Source organism: Streptomyces sp. NPDC101152 (genome assembly GCF_044768275.1).
GTDB lineage: Bacteria > Actinomycetota > Actinomycetes > Streptomycetales > Streptomycetaceae > Streptomyces.
Genome location: NZ_JBIWPO010000029.1, coordinates 65,171 through 82,719, shown reverse-complemented (window position 1 = coordinate 82,719; position 17,549 = coordinate 65,171). Strand labels below are relative to the sequence as shown.

Sequence of the window (17,549 nt, the reverse complement as noted above, 5' to 3'; positions counted from 1 at the left end):
GCCCCTCGGGGCGATACCCCCCTGGCCTGCACGTTCCTCCGCTCGGCACGCCATTGTCAGTGCCCTGCGCTAGCTTCGGACGTGCTGGGCGCAAAGGCGCGACACAGAACGGCCACAGGGGTGGGTGGACGATGAGTGACAGTACGACGGCGACCACGCCGGCGGACCTGGACATCAGGCTCGAGAAGCACCGCGTCGAGCTGACCGGGTACTGCTACCGCATGCTCGGCTCCTCCTTCGAGGCCGAGGACGCGGTGCAGGACACGATGGTCCGAGCCTGGCGCAGCTACGAGAGGTTCGAGGGCCGCTCCAGCCTGCGTTCCTGGCTCTACCGCATCGCGACCAACGTCTGCCTGGACATGCTGACCGCCGGCAACAAGCGCGCCCGCCCGATGGACCTCAGCGAGTCGACCCCGCTCGCCCAGGCCGCCCTCTCCCCCCGCCCGGACAACACCTGGCTCGAGCCGATGCCGGACAACCGCGTGCTGCCCACGACCGACGACCCGGCGGAGGCGGCGGTCGCCAAGGAGTCGGTGCGGCTGGCGTTCATGGCCGCGCTGCAGCAGCTGCCCGCCAAGCAGCGCGCGGTGCTGATCCTGCGCGAGGTGCTGGCCTGGAAGGCGAGCGAGGTCGCCGAGCTGCTCGACACCTCGGTCGCGTCGGTCAACAGCGCGCTGCAGCGGGCCCGGGCCACCCTCGCCGAGCGCGAGCAGGGCGACAAGGCGGCCTCGGCGGCCGTCTCCGACCCGCTGGACGAGCAGCAGCAGAAACTCCTCGAGCGCTACGTCGCCGCCTTCGAGGGCTACGACATGACCGCCCTGACGGCCCTGCTGCACGAGGACGCCGTCATGACGATGCCGCCGTTCGACCTGTGGCTGACCGGCCACGACGACATCACCGGCTTCATGACCACGCTCGGCTCCGCCTGCGAGGGCTCCCGGCTGGTGCCGGTCCAGGTCAACGGCCTGCCCGGCTTCGCCCAGTACAAGCCGGACCCGGAGCAGGGCGGCTACGCGCCCTGGGCGGTGCAGGTGCTGGAGATATCAGACGGCAGGCTCACCGGGTTCCACTTCTTCCTGGACACCAAGCGGTGGTTCCCGTTGTTCGACCTGCCCCTCCACCTCGAAGCGGAGCCCGACCAGGTCAAGGAGGGCGCGTAGGGAGGGCGCCGGGTCCCGCAGCCGGATCCGGCCGCCGGCCCGCCGGGCGGCCAGCTGCAGCCGCGCCAGCAGGTCCACGGCGGCCAGGCCCGGCGGCCCGATGCCGGCGACGTCGACCACGACCACCCCCGCTTCACCGGCCTCCAGCAGGCGCCGCACGTCCTCGCACAGGCCCGCCACCTCGTCACGGGTGACGGGTCCGGGCAGCACGAGTACGGCGGGTGTCATGGCGTCCACGAGCGGTAGACCGGACGGGCGGGCGGAACTCATCGCGTCGCACCGCGTACGAGGCGTGTCCGCGGACCGGGATCACATTGACCCACCGCCCTCCTCGCCCGGAGGGTTTGGTGTATGCCCCACAGATCAGCACCGCCCGGGACACCCGACGGCCTCCTCCCTGCCGAGGGGGCGCCGTGCAGGGCGTGTTGACGGGCTTCGCGGTCATCGCGGTCGTCATCGGGGTGGGTTACGTCATCGGCCGGCAGGGCCACCTCGGCGAACACGGCCGTGAGGTCCTGACCAAGCTCGCCTTCCACGTGGCCTCACCGGCCCTGCTCTTCACCACGCTCGCCCGGGCCGACCTGTCGGTGGTCTTCTCCAGCCGACTGCTGGTGACGGCGATGAGCACGGCCGCGGCGGCGGGTGTCTTCGTCGCGGTGGGTACCGTACGGAACTGGGGCGTGGGCCGCACCACCATCGGCGCCCTGTGCTCCAGTTACGTCAACTCGGGCAACCTCGGCATCCCGATCGCGGTGTACGTGCTCGGCGACGCCTCGCTGGTGGCTCCGGTGCTGCTCTTCCAGCTCATCGGGGTCACGCCCGTCGCCCTGACGATCCTCGACCTGTCCGGCAAGGGCGAGAAGGGCCCGCTGTGGCTGCGGCTGCTGACGCCGCTGCGCAATCCGATCGCGGTGGGCTCACTGGCGGGCGTCGCGGTGTCTGCACTCGGCGTGAGGGTCCCGGCCCCGGTGATGGACCCGCTCACCCTGATCGGCAACATGTCGGTCCCCGCGGTCCTGCTGGCCTTCGGCATCTCCCTGTGCGGCAGCACGATGCCGGGCCGGGGTGCGGAACGGGGGCCGGTGCTGCTGTCCGTCGCCCTGAAGGCCGTGGGGCAGCCGGCGGCGGCCTGGACGTTGGCGACAGCCGTCTTCGGACTCCGGGGCCACCAACTCCTGGACGTGGTGGTGACGTCGGCCCTCCCGGCGGCACAGAACCTGTACACGTACGCGAGCCGGTACCGGGTGGCGGAGGGCTTGGCGCGGGACTCGATCCTGCTGTCGACGGTGTTGTCGGTGCCGGTGCTGGTCGTTGTCGCCGCGTTGTTGGGGTGACTCAGGTCTCGGGGAACTCGCTGGTGTCGATGACGAGGTCGAAGGGCGCGGGGAGAGTGAGCAGTTCGCCGAACTTGGCGACGGCGAGCGGGCGGTGGACATCTCCGTGCGGCTCTCCGTAGAGCGTCGCGGCGGGGCCCTCGGGAGCCCAGCGGTCGACCAGGAGGTAGAGCGGGATGCCCGCGGAGGCGTAGGCGGCCGGCTTGCTCACACGGTCGTGGCGGGCGTTCTTCCTGGAGGTGACCTCCACGACGAGTTCGGCCACGGCGCCCGGCAGATAGGTGTCCGCCTCGGTGCACTCCTGGACCGGGGCGACCAGGATGTCCGGGATGAACATGCCCAGCCGCGAGGGGACAGCGATGGCCTGTGTCTGGAAGATCTCCCAGTCCTCGGGGATCACAGAGTACAGACGGCGCTGGATGCGGGCCGCGATCACGTTGCGACGGGGTGCGGGAGCAGGTGACACGGTGACGATCCCCTCGTGATCTCCACCTTGCTGCCCTCGGGCCAGTCCATCTCCTCCCAGAACCGGACGAGGTCGTCCCAGCTCTGCTCGGGGTCGTGGCCCACGGTGAGTGCGCTCATGGCGGTCTCCTTCGGCTGCGTCACCGATCCCAGCATGCCGAACGGGACCGGCGGGGGTCCACCGATCCCGTTCACCCGAAAGGGGCCGTACCCATCAGCGGCCTCCGGCCGCGGGCCTGGTCAGGCAATGCGTTCCAGCACCACCGGCGGCGCCGTGAACTCCGTGCCCGGCGCCCCGATGTCGTACGAGCCCTGCACCGCCTGGAGGGCGTACTCGAAGCGTTCGGGTGTGTCGGTGTGGAGGGTCAGGAGGGGCTGGCCCTCGGTGACCGGGTCGCCGGGCTTGGCGTGCAGTTCCACGCCCGCGCCCGCCTGGACCGGGTCCTCCTTGCGGGCGCGGCCCGCGCCGAGGCGCCAGGCGGCGACGCCGATGTCGTAGGCGTCGAGGCGGGTCAGGACGCCCGAGGACGGGGCCGTGACGACGTGCTGCTCGCGGGCCACCGGCAGCGGCGCGTCCGGGTCGCCGCCCTGCGCCGCGATCATGCGGCGCCAGACGTCCATCGCCGAGCCGTCGGCCAGGGCCTTCGCCGGGTCGGCGTCCTTGACGCCGGCCGCGTCGAGCATCTCGCGGGCCAGGGCGAGGGTCAGTTCCACGACGTCCGCGGGGCCGCCGCCGGCCAGGACCTCGACCGACTCGCGGACTTCGAGGGCGTTGCCCGCCGTCAGGCCGAGGGGGGTGGACATGTCCGTGAGGAGGGCGACCGTCTTCACGCCGTGGTCGGTGCCGAGGCCCACCATCGTGGACGCAAGCTCCCTCGCGTCCTCGATCGTCTTCATGAAGGCGCCCGTGCCCACCTTCACGTCCAGGACCAGGGAGCCGGTGCCCTCGGCGATCTTCTTGGACATGATGGAGGAGGCGATCAGCGGGATCGCCTCGACCGTGCCGGTGACGTCCCGGAGGGCGTAGAGCTTCTTGTCGGCGGGCGCGAGGCCGTCGCCCGCGGCGCAGATCACCGCGCCGGTGCCGTCGAGCACCGACAGCATCTCCTCGTTGGAGAGCAGGGCGCGCCAGCCGGGGATGGACTCCAGCTTGTCCAGGGTGCCGCCGGTGTGGCCGAGGCCCCGGCCCGAGAGCTGGGGGACGGCCGCGCCGCAGGCGGCGACCAGGGGGGCCAGCGGGAGGGTGATCTTGTCGCCGACGCCGCCCGTGGAGTGCTTGTCGGCCGTGGGGCGGGACAGGGACGAGAAGTCCATCCGCTCGCCGGAGTTGATCATCGCGGCCGTCCAGCGGGCGATCTCTCGGCGGTTCATGCCGTTGAGGAGGATCGCCATGGCGAGCGCGGACATCTGCTCGTCGGCCACCTCCCCGCGGGTGTACGCGTCGATGACCCAGTCGATCTGCTCGTCGCTGAGTTCGCCGCGGTCCCGCTTGGTGCGGATGACGGAGATGGCGTCCGCCAACAGGACAGTCATGGCGTGCGGTCCTTCCCGGGGTTCATGGAAGTGTGCGGCCCCTCCGCCCGAAGGGTTCACGTCGAAGGGGCCGTACAAGAGTCACTTGGTGAGGTGGTCCGGGCCGAAGGCCTGGGGCAGCATCGCGGAGAGCGGGAGGATGCCCGCCGGGGTCTCCAGGAGCAGGTCGGGGCCCCCGAACTCGTACAGCAGCTGGCGGCAGCGGCCGCACGGGACGAGGATCTCGCCCCGCCCGTCGACGCAGGTGAAGTGCGTCAGCCGGCCGCCGCCGGTGCGCTGCAGCTCCGAGACAAGACCGCACTCGGCGCACAGGCCGAGGCCGTAGCTGGCGTTCTCGACGTTGCAGCCGGAGACCGTGCGGCCGTCGTCGACCTGGGCGGCGACGCCGACCGGGTAGCCGGAGTAGGGGGCGTACGCGTGCGTCATGGCCTCGCGGGCCAGCTCGCGCAGCGCCTCCCAGTCGACGGCGGCCGGGCGGGTCACTTGCCCTGGCCCTTGCGGTAGCGCATGCCGTCGGCCTTGGGCATCCTCAGGCGCTGCGCGGACAGCGACAGGACGAGGAGGGTGACGACGTACGGGGTGGCGCCCACGAAGTCGCTGGGGACCGCGTTGGTGAACAGGTACCAGAGCAGCACGAGCGCGGCCACCATGAGGCTGATGCCGCCCTGCCAGTGCGCCTTCTTGTACATCTTCCAGCCGGCCATCGCCGCGAGCAGCACGACCAGCAGGAGCAGCAGGGCGTGCACGGTCTGGCCGCCGTTGCGCAGCTGCAGCGCGTCGGAGTAGCCGAACAGGCCTGCGCCCATGGCGAGGCCGCCGGGCCGCCAGTTGCCGAAGATCATGGCCGCGAGGCCGATGTAGCCGCGTCCGCCGGTCTGGCCCTCGAGGTAGATGTGCGAGGTGACCAGCGCGAGGAAGGCGCCGCCCAGGCCGGCCAGGCCGCCGGAGACGGCGACGGCGGCGTACTTGTACTTGTAGACGTTGACGCCGAGGGACTCCGCGGCGACCGGGTTCTCGCCGCAGGAGCGCAGGCGCAGTCCGAACGGGGTGCGCCACAGCAACCACCAGCTGCCGATGAACAGCACGAAGGCCAGGATCGTGATCACGGACAGGTTGGTGACCAGACCGCCGAGGATGCCGGCGATGTCGGAGATCAGGAACCAGTGGTGGTTCTCCAGGGACCTCAGACCGTCGGACAGTCCCGGGATGTCGAAGTTGGGCAGGGAGCTGACCGGCGGGGACTGCTTCGGGTTGCCGCCGGCGTTCGCGGCCTTGCCGTTGGTGAAGAACAGCTTGGCGAGGTACTGGGTGGTGCCGAGCGCGAGCAGGTTGATCGCGACACCGGAGACGATGTGGTCCACACCGAAGGTGACGGTGGCGACGGCGTGGAGCAGGCCGCCGAGGACGCCGAAGCCGACGCCGCACAGCAGGCCGAGCCAGGGGCTGGACTGCCAGCCGATCCAGCCGGCGCCGAAGGTGCCGAGGATCATCATGCCCTCGAGGCCGATGTTGACGACGCCGGAGCGCTCGGACCACAGGCCGGCGAGGCCGGCGAGGCCGATCGGCACGGCGAGGCTCAGCGCGGCGCTGACCTGTCCGTCGGAGGTGAGCTGGTTGGCGCCGGTGATGACGCGGACCGCGGCCACGAGCAGCAGCGCGCCGGCGACGATCATGAGGATCTGGCCGAGCGGACGGCCCGAGCGGGTGCGCTCGGTGTCGGCCTTGGGGGCCGCGGGCGGCGGCGTTTCGGTCGTCGTGGCAGTCATCACGCCACCTCCTGCTTCTCGGTCGGGGCGGCGGCCTGGGCGGCGAGTTCGGCGCCGACCCGCTGCTGCTGGCGCTTGAGGCCGTAGCGTCGTACGACCTCGTAGGCGATCACGACGCACAGGACGATCACGCCCTGGATGACGCCGAGGATCTCCTTGTCGTAGCCCTGGAACTCCAGGTGGTTGGTGGTGCGTTCCAGGAAGCCCCACAGCAGGGCGCCGAGCGCGATGCCGACGGGGTTGTTGCGGCCGAGCAGGGCGATGGCGATGCCGGTGAAGCCGATGCCGGTCGGGAAGTCGTTGCTGAACTGGTGGCTGTCGTTGAGCAGGGTCGGCATGCCGATCAGGCCGGCGATGGCGCCGGAGATGAGCATGCTGGTGGCGACCATCTTCTTGACGGACACACCGCTCGCGGCGGCGGCGCTCTCGGACTGGCCGACGGTGCGCAGGTCGAAGCCGAACCGAGTACGGCCGAGGACGAACCAGTAGGCGATGCCGACTGCCACGGCGATGAAGATGAAGCCCCACAGCTCGCCCGAGGGGCCGGTGTCGATCTGGAAGAAGTACGAGGACGAGGGCAGCGGCTTGGTGGAGACGACCGTGCCGCCGTTCTGGAGCTCGGCGAGCTTCCCGGGCTGGAGCAGGTAGGCGATGATCGCGGTGGCGATCGCGTTGAGCATGATCGTCGAGATGACCTCGCTGACGCCGCGGGTCACCTTCAGGACACCCGCGATGCCCGCCCACACGGCGCCGGTGCCCATGGCGCACAGGATGATCAGCGGGATGGAGATCCAGCCGGGCGTGGTCAGCGCGCCGCCGAGGACGGCCGCGAAGAACGCGGCGATCCGGTACTGGCCGTCGACGCCGATGTTGAACAGGTTCATGCGGAAGCCGATGGCCACCGCGACTCCGGCGAGGTAGTACGTCGTCGCCTTGTTCAGGATGTAGACCTGGCTGTCGCTGGCGGAGCCGTAGGTCACCATGTCGCTGAAGGCCGACCCGGGGTTCTTGCCGGTGGCGAGGATCACCAGGGTGGTGACGACGAGCGCGGCGACGATCGCGAGCAGCGGGGCCGCGATGGCGAGGAGCAGCCGCTCCTTGTCGATGCGTTGGGTCAGCTTGTTCATCGGGCGTCGTCCTCTGTGTGCTCCAGGTGGCCGGTGGCCGCACCCGTCATGGCGGAGCCCAGCTCCTCGGGGGTGATGGTGGCGGGGTCGGCGTCGGCGACCAGTCGGCCGCGGTACATCACCCGCAGGGTGTCGGACAGGCCGATGAGCTCGTCCAGGTCGGCGGAGATCAGCAGCACGGCCAGGCCCTCGCGGCGGGCCTCGCGGATGTGGTCCCAGATCGCGGCCTGCGCGCCGACGTCCACGCCTCGGGTGGGGTGGGCGGCGATGAGCAGCTTGGGCGCGTGGCTCATCTCGCGGCCGACGATCAGCTTCTGCTGGTTGCCGCCGGAGAGGGAGGCGGCGGTGACGTCGATGCCGGGGGTGCGGACGTCGTACGCCTCGATGATGCGCTCGGTGTCGCTGCGGGCGGCCTTGATGTCGAGGAGCTGGCCGCGGGAGTTGGGCTTCTCGGTGACGTGGCCGAGGATGCGGTTCTCCCACAGCGGTGCCTCGAGGAGCAGGCCGTGCCGGTGGCGGTCCTCGGGGATGTAGCCGACGCCGGCCTCGCGGCGGCGGCGGGTGGGGACGCGGGAGATGTCGGTGCCGTCGAGGGCGATGACGCCCGCGTCCAGGGCGCGGATGCCCATGATGGCCTCGACCAGTTCGGACTGGCCGTTGCCCTCGACGCCGGCGATGCCGAGGACCTCGCCCTTGTGGATGGTGAGGGAGATGTCGTCGAGGATGATCCGCTCGACGCCGTCGAGGTCGGTCTGGGCCAGGCGCAGGCCGTCCACCTTGAGCAGCGGCACGTCGGTGACCGTGGACTCCTCGGTCTCCGGGGTGGGCAGTTCGCTGCCGACCATCAGCTCGGCGAGCTGCTTGGGGGTGGTGCCGGCCGGTTTGACGGTGCCGACGGTGGTGCCGCGGCGGATGACGGTGATCTCGTCGGCGACGGAGAGCACCTCGCCCAGCTTGTGGGAGATGAAGATGACGGTGAGGCCCTCGGCCTTGAGTTCGCGCAGGTTGTCGAAGAGGGCGTCGACCTCCTGCGGCACGAGGACGGCGGTGGGCTCGTCGAGGATGAGGGTCTTGGCACCGCGGTAGAGGACCTTGAGGATCTCCACGCGCTGGCGGTCGGCGACGCCGAGCTCCTCCAGCAGGACGTCCGGGCGCACGTTCAGCCCGTACGCGTCGGAGAGTTCCCTGATCTTCGCGCGGGCCTTGGCACCGATGCCGTACAGCTTCTCCGCGCCCAGGACGACGTTCTCCAGGACGGTGAGGTTGTCGGCGAGCATGAAGTGCTGGTGCACCATGCCGATGCCGCGGGCGATGGCGTCGGCGGGGTTGTGCAGGACGACCGTCTCGCCGTTCACGGTGATGGTGCCCTCGTCCGGCTGCTGCATGCCGTAGAGGATCTTCATCAGGGTGGACTTGCCGGCGCCGTTCTCACCGCACAGGGCATGGACGGTGCCCGTGCGGACGGTGATGTCGATGTCCTTGTTGGCGACGACGCCGGGGAATCGCTTGGTGATGCCGCGCAGTTCGACGGCAGCGGGAGGGCTGGACGCGTTGATGGCGCACTCTCCTCGGGGACAAAGGGGGCTGAGGGGGAGGGCAGGCGTCGGCGACGCTAGCGCGGCAACTCCATGCTACACGCGTAGAGTTGACACATTGTTATGGCTCGGGGAGGGGCTTGACGAACGGCCCTTCCCCGAGCCCAGGTTCGGCGGGAACCGTCAGGTCACGGGGCGGTCTTGACCTTGACGGTGCCGTCGACGATCTTCTTCTTCGCGGCGTCCAGCTGGGCCTTGATGTCGTCGATGAAGCCACCGCTGGTGGCCAGCGAGACACCGCCCTTGGCGAGGGAGTAGACCTGGTTGCCGGTCAGCGGCTTGCCGTCGTGCGCGGACTTGATGAAGTCGTACACACCGACGTCCACGTTCTTGACCATCGAGGTCAGGATCGAGCTCTTGTACGTGGCCAGGCCCGGGATGTTGTACTGGTCCGAGTCCACGCCGATGGCCCAGGCGCCCTTGACGCCGTGGACCGCCTCGATCGAGCCGTTGCCGGAGGAGCCCGCCGCGGAGTAGATCACGTCGGCGCCGTTGTCGAGCATGCCCTGTGCGGCCGCCTTGCCCTTGTCGGGGCTGGAGAAGCCGGACAGGTCCGAGCCGTGGGTCAGGTACTGCACGTCGACCTTGACCTTGGCGTTGGTGTCGTGGACGCCCTGGACGTAACCCGCCTCGAACTTCTTGATCAGCGGGGTGTCGACACCGCCGATGAAGCCGACGTGGTTCTTCTTGGTCTTCAGCGCCGCGGCGACACCGGCCAGGTAGGAACCCTGCTCCTCGGTGAAGGTGATGCTGTCGACGTTCGGGGAGGTCGCGACCGAGTCGATGAGGCCGAAGTTGACCTTCGGGAACTGCTTGGCGACCTTGTCGACCGAAGTGGCGTAGGAGAAGCCGACGGCGACGATGGGGTTGTAGCCGGCGCTGGCCAGGTCGGTCAGGCGCTGCTCGCGGTCGGCCTCGGTGTCGGAGGTCTTCGCGGTCAGCTCCTTGATGGAACCGCCGAAGTCCTTCACGGCCTTGTCGGCGCCGCGCGCGGCGGAGTCGTTGAAGGAGCGGTCACCGCGGCCGCCGACGTCGTAGGCGAGGCCGATCTTGACGCCCTTGCCGCCACCGCCGCCCGAGGCGGAGGCGGAGGACGAGCTGCTGCTGTTGTCGGACGAGGTGCTGCCACAGGCTGTGGCAGTCAGTGCGAGAGCTGCGGTCGCGATACACGCAGCGGAAAGCTTGGCTACCCGGCGCACGGGAAGGCTCCTTCACCTGACCTGAGCGCCTTGTCGGCGCTTCATGTGAGCACCATGCCAGTGCTCGGGCCCGGACGCCCCTGCGGCGTCGGCTTCGCGGCATCGTAACGCGCGTAGATGTCAGAAAAAGACCTCTTCCGAAGCCGTTATCGATTCGAGGCAAACGGCGTCTGAACTCAGGGTCTTCGCGCGTCACACACGCTGATCTCGAAGAGTGCACGATTGGCTTACAACCATGTTGCGCCAGGCGGCGCAGCGGCCCCTGAGGGGGCCGCCGGTCCAGCCGGTGCTACTCCCCCGCGTCCAGCAGGGCCGCCGCCGTGAAGAGCTCCACACCGACGGTGATCGCCGACTCGTCGGCGTCGAAGTCGCCCTGGTGCAGGTCGCGCACCGTGCGCTCGCCGGGGGTGCGCACGCCCAGGCGGGCCATGGCGCCCGGCACCTGCTCCAGGTACCAGGAGAAGTCCTCGCCGCCCAGGCTCTGCTCGGTGCCCTCGACGGACAGCGCGCCGCGGCGGGCGGTCATGGCGCCGCGCAGCAGCTCCGTGACGTCCGGGTCGTTGACGACGGGCGGGACGCCGCGCACGTAGTTGATCTCCGACTTGGCCCCGTGCAGATTGGCGACCTCGTCGATGGCGGCGACGACCAGGTCCGGCGCCTCCCGCCAGGCACCGAGGTCGAGGCAGCGGACGGTGCCAGAGAGCTCGGCGTGCTGCGGGATCACGTTCGGGGCGTGGCCGGACTCGATGCGGCCCCAGGTGATGGCGAGGCCGGCCCGGGTGTCCACGCGGCGGCCCACCAGCGCGGGCACGTCGGTGACGACACGGGCGGCGGCGGTGACCAGGTCCGTGGTCAGGTGCGGGCGGGCGGTGTGGCCGCCGGGGCCGTCGAGCGAGACCTCGAGACGGTCGCAGGCGGAGGTGATGGCACCGTCGCTCAGGCCGATCCGGCCGGCGTCGACCCGCGGGTCGCAGTGCACGGCGATGATCCGGCCCACCCCGTCCAGCGCGCCGCCCTCGATCGCGTCGGCGGCGCCCCCGGGCAGGACCTCCTCGGCGGGCTGGAACAGCAGCCGCACGGGCCGCGGCAGCCGGCCCTCGCGGTGCAGCTGCGCCAGCACGAGGCCGGCGCCGAGCACGACGGCCGTGTGCACGTCGTGACCGCAGGCGTGCGCCCGGTCGGGGACGGTGGAGCGGTAGGAGCACTCCGTCTTCATGTCCGGGATCGGCAGACCGTCGATGTCCGCCCGCAGGGCGAGCATGGGGCGGCCGCCGTCCCACTCCCCGATGTCACAGATGAGCCCCGTGCCCACGGCGAGGACGCGCGGCTTCAGACCGGCCTTCTCCAGGCGCGCCTTGATCGCAGCGGTGGTACGGAACTCCTGGTTGCCGAGCTCCGGGTGCATGTGCAGGTCGCGCCGGAAGGCGACGAGCTCGGCGCGCAGCGACTCGGGCAGCGTGCCGGGCAGCTCGGCTTCCCCGGAAACGACGGCTTCGGACTCCAGTGACATCGGTTGCTTCACCCTCTAGAGGCTATGACGCCGGGTTGGCCGACCGGCCTTCGATCAACAAAATTCAACCCCTCGGGGGGAGAAAACCTGGCCGCTCGACGCATGGGTGTGAGTTGAGATGGGTAGACCTCTTCTTTCTCTACGGATACCACGCCTCGCACACTCAAGACGGTTCTGTTCACCTTTCGGACGCCGATGGCTAGTAGGGTGCGGGGCCGTGAGCTCCGTCATACCGGGTGACCCGGCTTTCCTGCATGCCACCAGGACGTCGTACGACGCGATCGCCCGCCCCTACACCGAGCAGTTCTCCGACTGGCTCGGGGACAGACCCCTCGACCTGGCCCTGGTCACCGCCTTCGCGGAGCTGGTCCGTGCCGCGGGTGCGGCGCCGGTGGCCGACGTCGGCAGCGGGCCCGGGCACGTCACGGCCCGGCTGGACGGGCTCGGGGTGCCGGTGTTCGGAGTGGACGTCTCGCCGGGGATGGTGGCGCTGGCGCGTCAGGCGTATCCGGGGCTGCGGTTCCACGTCGGGTCGATGACCGCGCTCGACCTGCCGGACGGGACGCTGGGCGGGATCCTCGCCCTGTACTCGATCATCCATGTGCCGGACGACCATCTCCCCACCGCCTTCGCCGAGTTCCACCGCGTGCTGGCCCCCGGCGGCCATGTCCTCCTCGGCTTCCAGAGCGGCGACGAGGAGGGTCATCTGCATCTCGCCGAACGCTTCGGGCGGGAGATCTCGCTCGACTACTACTGGCGGACCCCGGAGGCGGTGGCCGAGCAGTTGGTCAAGGCGGGGCTGCGGGTGCAGGCGCGTGTGCTGCGCGAACCGGCGGACGACGAGAAGCGGCCGCGGGCGTACGTGCTGGCGAAGAAGGTCAGCTGACGGCGCTGACCGCCTGCAGGCGCGTCACGTCCCGGGCCGTTCCCGTCACCCCCGACAGGAAGCCCTGGGCTCGCGGTGAGGCCTTCTCCGTCAGCCAGCTGGGGTCGATGTCGCAGACGGCGACCCGGACCGGGGTGCCGGCCAGGGCCAGCGGCAGGGTGTGCACGACCGTGGAGGGGAAGCTGAGGATCGTGCGGCCCACCGGGCCACGCCGGGCTATCAGCTCCAGCGGCAGGTCGGGCCGGACGATCTCCAGGCCCGTCTCCACGGCAAGGCGGTGCAGTTTCGCGGTGTTCTCACGCCGGTGGGCGAAGTAGCGGGTGGCGCCGTGGGTCTTGGCGAGGGTACGGACCGCCTCCAGGTAGTGCTCGCCGTCCACGACGCCGGTCTCCACCAGCGAGGTGCCCACCATGTCGGCGCCCTTGGTGATGCGGGGCGGCCCGAAGCGGAAGCGGGTCCAGGAGAAGTCGTTGGCGTGGACGGTGACGCCGGGCGGTGTCTCCTCCATCGGCATGGACGAGAAGATCGTCACCCGGCGCTTGGCGCCCGGGGTGAGCCGGCGGCGGGCCCTGGCGGACACCGGCGCGAAGACCAGGTCCCGGGCCCCCGGCCGGCCGCCCTTCCGGTGCCAGCGCACCAGGCGTTCGCCGCGGGCCAGCTGGGCGACGAACTCCATGGTCGCCGTGCCGTCGTCGACGACGACCAGGTCACGCGCCGTGGTGATGGTCAGCAGCAGCTGCACATAGCGGGAGAAGGGGTCGCCCAGCAGGATCCGTCGCGCCCGGCGGAGCCTCGAGGTGAGGCCGCCGATGGTCTGGAAGGGAGCAGCGGGGCCGCCCCGGGCCTCCTCCCAGCGGACCTCGTGCCCCTCCTCGCGGGCCAGTTCCGCCATCCGGCGCAGCTGGCCGCGGGTCATGGGGTCGGTCGGGGCGAGCACGACGAGGGTGAGCCCCTCGCCGGGGGCATGGGCGTGCGCCCACTCCAGCACGTTCAGGAGCTGTACCGGACTCTCGACGAAAGCGAGGGTGGGGGGGCCGGCGTTCCCGGCGCGGGGGCACATCGACGTACGACCGTCCCGTCGTAGGGCGCTGATGAGGCGCTCGTCAGCAAGAGGCGCGCTCAGGAGGCCCCGGGCCCGACGCGGTCGGGCCCGGTGCGTCCTGGTGGGGGCGCTCGGTCTCAGACCGCGATCGGCTCGCCCGCGGCGGCGGCGATCTCGGCCTCGGCGACGACGCCCGCGACCCGGCGCAGCTTCTTCATCGGGCCGAGCTCGGAGTCGTAGACCTTCTTGACGCCGTCGCCGAGGGAGGCCTCGATGGTGCGGATGTCGCGGACCAGGCGCGTGAGGCCCTGCGGCTCGACGGAGGCGGCCTGGTCGGAGCCCCACATGGCGCGGTCGAGGGTGATGTGACGCTCGACGAAGGTCGCCCCGAGCGCGACCGCGGCGAGGGTGGTCTGCAGGCCCGTCTCGTGGCCGGAGTAGCCGATCGGGACGTTCGGGTACTCCTCCTGCAGGGTGTTGATCACGCGCAGGTTGAGCTCCTCGGCCTTCGCCGGGTAGGTCGAAGTGGCGTGGCAGAGCAGGATGTTGTCGCTGCCGAGCACCTCGACCGCGTGGCGGATCTGCTTCGGCGTCGACATGCCGGAGGACAGGATGACCGTGCGGTTCGTCGCGCGCAGGGCGCGCAGCAGCTCGTCGTCCGTGAGGGAGGCGGAGGCCACCTTGTGGGCGGGGACGTCGAACTTCTCCAGGAAGGCGACGGCCTCGGTGTCCCACGGGGAGGCGAACCAGGCGATGCCCTTCTCCTTGCAGTAGGCGTCGATCTGGCGGTACTCGTCCTCGCCGAACTCCACGCGGTGGCGGTAGTCGATGTACGTCATCCGGCCCCAGGGGGTGTCGCGCTCGATGTCCCACTGGTCGCGCGGGGTGCAGATCTCCGGGGTGCGCTTCTGGAACTTCACGGCGTCACAGCCGGCCTCGGCGGCCACGTCGATGAGCTTGAAGGCGTTCTCCAGCTCGCCGTTGTGGTTGATGCCGATCTCGCCGCAGATGTAGACGGGCTGGCCGGGCCCGGCGAGGCGCTGGGGGCCGAACTTGCGCAGACGGGAGTTGATGCTGCTCATGACGGTGAACTGTCCTTACCTGTTGAGGGAGTCGAGAGAGGGGCCGAGGATCCAGCTGGCGATCTCTCGGATCGCGCCGTCGCCACCGGGGACGGTGGTGACCGCACGGGCGGCGCCGCGTACCACGTCGTGGGCGCTCGCGACCGCCACGGGCCAGCCCACGAGGGCGAAGCACGGGAGGTCGTTGACGTCGTTGCCGACGTAGAGCACGCGCTCGGGCGCGATGCCCTGCTCCTCGCACCACTGCTTGAGCGCGAGGTCCTTCCGGTCGATGCCGTGCAGGACCGGGATCTTGAGCTTCCGGGCCCGTGCGGCGACGACCGGGTTCTGCTCCGTGGAGAGGGTCAGCATCTTGAGCCCGCTGTTGCGCAGGGCCGCGATGCCGAGCCCGTCCCCGCGGTGCACGGAGACGAACTCCTTTCCATCGGCGTCGACCAGCACCCGGTCGTCCGTCTGGGTGCCGTCGAAGTCCAGTACGACCGCGTCGACGTCGTCGGCGGTCGGCAGGGCGCCGGGCCGGTCCGCGTCGAACAGCGGGGCCAGCGCGCGGGCCCGCGCGAGGTCGTGCGGGTCGTCGATCTCCAGCACGCGCGCGGGGTCGGTACGGACGAGCTCCGTACGGCCGAAGAAGCGGTGCTGGTGCTTGCGGAAGCCGGGGGCGTCCATCGCGTAGGCGGCGCCGGTCTCCAGGAGGTCCTGGGGGCGGTCCTGACGGCGCGGCCGGTACGCCTTGTCGTGGTTGACGCCGTAGCCGCCACCGACCCCGTCCTCGGCCTCCGCCTCGCGCCAGACGAACCCGTGGAAGGCGGCGACGGTCACGGCGGTGTCGGCACCGTTCTCGACGACCGCGCCGGCCACCCCGTCGATGTCCTGACGGACGACGAACGGGCTGGTGCACTGCACGAGCAGCACCACGTCGACGGCCGCCCCGTGCAACGCCTCGTGCGCGTCCATGGCGTGCAGCACGGCGGCCTCGGAGGTGGCGGTGTCACCCGCGATGGCAGCCGGCCGCAACACGACCTCGGCACCGGCCTCGCGCGCGGCGGCCGCGATGGCCTGGTCATCGGTGGAGACCACGACATCGGTCACCAGCCGCGAGGCCAGACACTCCCGCACGGCCCGCGAGACGAGGGGCACGCCCCCGACGGGCGCGAGATTCTTCGCGGGCACGCCCTTGGACCCACCGCGCGCGGGAATGACGGCAAGCACGCGGCGGACAGAGGCCCCGGGACGGGCCGGCAAGTCGGACATGAGTTGCACTCCTTGTGCGGGGTTCGCTGAGGTCTGGAGGGCGGCGGAGCCGCCCTGTAGGGGCGCGGGGCTGTATCGATCAGCGGCTCCGCCGCGGGGCGCGAACGACCCCCACGACGCCGCACCCGCCGGACGACCCGACTCGGCACCCCGGATGGCGCTCACAACTCCCCCATCCGCCGAATAACAGGCGCCACCCGCTGCACCCCGTGCCGATACGCCCCGCGGGCGGCCCGCCGCACGATCTGCCGAACGGCCCCCGGTTCCTTGTCGGCGGCCGGAGCACCGGGGAGCGGACTGCCGTCGGGGCCAAGGTGGTGGCGGGCCAGGATGCCGGGCAGGTAGCCGGGAGCAGTCACCTGTGTGTAGTACGGCGCCAGGGGCGCCAACCCCTCCCGCTTGGCAAGGAGTTCGGCGATCCGTTCGCGCGCCGCGTCAAAGGCACCGGCATACGACCCGTCCGCCGCCACCCCCTGCCGAGCCACCCACCCCTCGTCCGCCACCGGCAGGTACCCCGCGTCCAACTGGTCCCAGGAGGCGAGGCACCCGGAGCCGACGAAGTGGTGGTTGCCCAGCGTCTCGCGGACGCCGAGGTCGGTGAGGATCACCGTAGGGACGCGCCGGTGCAGGGACTCCAGCGCGGCCGTCGAACTGATGGTGACCAGCAGGTCGGTGCGGTCGAGGACCTCGCCCATGTTCCCGTACACCAGGCGGAAGTTGGCCGGCGGACCGAGCCGCTGGACCAGCTTCTGGTAGGGCAACTCCTCGATGTGCGTGGTGTGTTCACCGGGCCGGGAGCGCAGCTTCAGCAGCACCTCACGCTCGGGGTGCAGCCGGGCGTGCCGGATCAGCCGGTCGAGCAGGTAGACGCGGTCCCGGCGATTGTCCGGGACGGACGGCTGGACCGCGAACACCACCGTGTACGGGTCGTGTTCACCCGCGTAGGCCGCCCCGCCGAGGAACGGCAGCGCCACCTCCGTCACCGACGAGGCGTCGGCGCCCACTCCCTCGTACACCGCGCGGAAACGCTCCGCGTCCTGGCGGGAGTTGGCGAGGACGAGGTCCGCGCCGTGCCGCAGGAGCAGGCCGTCCGCGAGCTTCTCGTAGACGACGCCGACGTAGCCGGTGACGACGACGGGACGCGAACCACGGCCCTCCCACACCCGCGCCAGTCCGTGCAGCATCGCCTGCACCCCGCCGCCGACGAGCGCGAGCACGACCACGTCGTAGTCCCGCTCGCCCATGGCGCGCAGGAACTCGACGGCGGTGACCTCGGTGAGGGAGTCGGCGCGCACGCCCACCTCGGCCAGTTGGCGGGCGGTCGGGGTGGCGCGGCCACGCAGCAGGAATCCGCTCAGCTCGAGACCCGCTTGCGCGTCGTCGTGCGGTGCGGTTTCCATGGAAGGGCCCGGGGCGATCCGGGCCGCGGTCAACGCACCCCATTTCCATCGGGTGTCGGAGTCCGCGAGCACGGCGATTCGCGTGGGCTTCGGTGAACTTGGTGGCACGTGGAGGACGCTAGGAAGCAATTCCTAGGTATGGCCCAACCGCATCTGTCCAAAAAGTTAACAGCACCGCGCCGAGAGCGGAACTGGGCCG

At 70.8% G+C, this 17,549-nt stretch carries 15 protein-coding genes and 1 pseudogene; 3 read left to right on the top strand and 13 right to left on the bottom strand.

Annotation, left to right across the window (positions count from 1 at the left end; translation table 11 throughout):
* Positions 1–131 precede the first annotated feature (131 nt).
* On the top strand, positions 132–1,160 hold the full coding sequence (locus tag ACIRVK_RS30420) for a sigma-70 family RNA polymerase sigma factor (protein ID WP_404252637.1): 1,029 nt from the start codon (positions 132–134) through the stop codon (positions 1,158–1,160).
* Here ACIRVK_RS30420 and ACIRVK_RS30415 read toward each other — a convergent pair.
* Complete coding sequence (locus tag ACIRVK_RS30415; RefSeq protein WP_404252635.1) at positions 1,044–1,430, bottom strand: STAS domain-containing protein; 387 nt, start codon at positions 1,428–1,430, stop codon at positions 1,044–1,046. The genes ACIRVK_RS30420 and ACIRVK_RS30415 overlap by 117 nt on opposite strands.
* Positions 1,431–1,573: 143 nt before the next feature.
* Between ACIRVK_RS30415 and ACIRVK_RS30410 the strand changes: the two genes are divergently transcribed.
* Positions 1,574–2,494: an AEC family transporter gene (locus tag ACIRVK_RS30410; protein ID WP_404252633.1), complete on the top strand. Its 921-nt coding sequence runs from the start codon at positions 1,574–1,576 to the stop codon at positions 2,492–2,494.
* A gap of 1 nt (position 2,495) precedes the next feature.
* On the opposite strand, the pseudogene ACIRVK_RS30405 reads toward ACIRVK_RS30410, so the two are convergent.
* From ACIRVK_RS30405 to ACIRVK_RS30370, 8 genes and pseudogenes are all read right to left on the bottom strand, one after another.
* A pseudogene (locus ACIRVK_RS30405) lies at positions 2,496–3,079 on the bottom strand (Uma2 family endonuclease).
* 120 nt (positions 3,080–3,199) lie between these two features.
* Complete coding sequence (locus ACIRVK_RS30400; RefSeq protein ID WP_404252631.1) at positions 3,200–4,492, bottom strand: thymidine phosphorylase; 1,293 nt, start codon at positions 4,490–4,492, stop codon at positions 3,200–3,202.
* 81 nt (positions 4,493–4,573) lie between these two features.
* Positions 4,574–4,975: a cytidine deaminase gene (locus tag ACIRVK_RS30395; RefSeq protein ID WP_404252629.1), complete on the bottom strand. Its 402-nt coding sequence runs from the start codon at positions 4,973–4,975 to the stop codon at positions 4,574–4,576.
* Positions 4,972–6,258 carry an ABC transporter permease gene (locus ACIRVK_RS30390; RefSeq protein WP_404252627.1) on the bottom strand — a complete coding sequence of 429 codons (1,287 nt, stop codon included), beginning with the start codon at positions 6,256–6,258 and terminating at the stop codon, positions 4,972–4,974. The genes ACIRVK_RS30395 and ACIRVK_RS30390 overlap by 4 nt, the downstream gene beginning before the upstream one ends.
* Positions 6,258–7,385: an ABC transporter permease gene (locus ACIRVK_RS30385; protein WP_404252625.1), complete on the bottom strand. Its 1,128-nt coding sequence runs from the start codon at positions 7,383–7,385 to the stop codon at positions 6,258–6,260. Before ACIRVK_RS30385 ends, ACIRVK_RS30390 begins: the two co-directional genes overlap by 1 nt.
* Entirely contained in the window at positions 7,382–8,908 is a 1,527-nt protein-coding gene (locus ACIRVK_RS30380) for an ABC transporter ATP-binding protein (RefSeq protein WP_404252695.1), read from the bottom strand. Before ACIRVK_RS30380 ends, ACIRVK_RS30385 begins: the two co-directional genes overlap by 4 nt.
* A gap of 200 nt (positions 8,909–9,108) precedes the next feature.
* A complete protein-coding gene (locus ACIRVK_RS30375) occupies positions 9,109–10,179 on the bottom strand; it encodes a BMP family protein (protein ID WP_404252623.1) in 1,071 nt (356 codons plus the stop codon).
* A gap of 289 nt (positions 10,180–10,468) precedes the next feature.
* A complete protein-coding gene (locus tag ACIRVK_RS30370; protein WP_404252621.1) occupies positions 10,469–11,689 on the bottom strand; it encodes a M20 family metallopeptidase in 1,221 nt (406 codons plus the stop codon).
* A 217-nt stretch (positions 11,690–11,906) separates the two neighbouring features.
* On the opposite strand from ACIRVK_RS30370, the gene ACIRVK_RS30365 reads away from it, so the two are divergent.
* Positions 11,907–12,575 carry a class I SAM-dependent DNA methyltransferase gene (locus tag ACIRVK_RS30365; RefSeq protein WP_404252619.1) on the top strand — a complete coding sequence of 223 codons (669 nt, stop codon included), beginning with the start codon at positions 11,907–11,909 and terminating at the stop codon, positions 12,573–12,575.
* On the opposite strand, the gene ACIRVK_RS30360 is transcribed toward ACIRVK_RS30365, so the two are convergent.
* The 4 genes from ACIRVK_RS30360 to ACIRVK_RS30345 form a co-directional block, all read right to left on the bottom strand.
* Positions 12,568–13,635: a hypothetical protein gene (locus tag ACIRVK_RS30360; protein ID WP_404252617.1), complete on the bottom strand. Its 1,068-nt coding sequence runs from the start codon at positions 13,633–13,635 to the stop codon at positions 12,568–12,570. The two genes, ACIRVK_RS30365 and ACIRVK_RS30360, sit on opposite strands and share 8 nt — an antisense overlap.
* A 119-nt stretch (positions 13,636–13,754) precedes the next feature.
* A complete protein-coding gene (locus ACIRVK_RS30355; RefSeq protein ID WP_404252615.1) occupies positions 13,755–14,699 on the bottom strand; it encodes an N-acetylneuraminate synthase family protein in 945 nt (314 codons plus the stop codon).
* A gap of 15 nt (positions 14,700–14,714) precedes the next feature.
* The gene (locus ACIRVK_RS30350; RefSeq protein ID WP_404252613.1) at positions 14,715–15,950 is read right to left on the bottom strand and encodes a cytidylyltransferase domain-containing protein; all 1,236 of its coding nucleotides are present in this window, start codon (positions 15,948–15,950) and stop codon (positions 14,715–14,717) included.
* 161 nt (positions 15,951–16,111) lie between these two features.
* Complete coding sequence (locus ACIRVK_RS30345) at positions 16,112–17,458, bottom strand: DUF6716 putative glycosyltransferase (protein ID WP_404252611.1); 1,347 nt, start codon at positions 17,456–17,458, stop codon at positions 16,112–16,114.
* Positions 17,459–17,549: the final 91 nt, after the last annotated feature.

Coding starts and splice junctions, on each gene's coding strand:
- ACIRVK_RS30420 (WP_404252637.1), top strand. CDS start 132: ATGAGTGACAGTACGACGGCGACCACGCCGGCGGACCTGGACATCAGG.
- ACIRVK_RS30415 (WP_404252635.1), bottom strand. CDS start 1,430: ATGAGTTCCGCCCGCCCGTCCGGTCTACCGCTCGTGGACGCCATGACA.
- ACIRVK_RS30400 (WP_404252631.1), bottom strand. CDS start 4,492: ATGACTGTCCTGTTGGCGGACGCCATCTCCGTCATCCGCACCAAGCGG.
- ACIRVK_RS30390 (WP_404252627.1), bottom strand. CDS start 6,258: ATGACTGCCACGACGACCGAAACGCCGCCGCCCGCGGCCCCCAAGGCC.
- ACIRVK_RS30385 (WP_404252625.1), bottom strand. CDS start 7,385: ATGAACAAGCTGACCCAACGCATCGACAAGGAGCGGCTGCTCCTCGCC.
- ACIRVK_RS30370 (WP_404252621.1), bottom strand. CDS start 11,689: ATGTCACTGGAGTCCGAAGCCGTCGTTTCCGGGGAAGCCGAGCTGCCC.
- ACIRVK_RS30360 (WP_404252617.1), bottom strand. CDS start 13,635: ATGTGCCCCCGCGCCGGGAACGCCGGCCCCCCCACCCTCGCTTTCGTC.
- ACIRVK_RS30355 (WP_404252615.1), bottom strand. CDS start 14,699: ATGAGCAGCATCAACTCCCGTCTGCGCAAGTTCGGCCCCCAGCGCCTC.
- ACIRVK_RS30350 (WP_404252613.1), bottom strand. CDS start 15,950: ATGTCCGACTTGCCGGCCCGTCCCGGGGCCTCTGTCCGCCGCGTGCTT.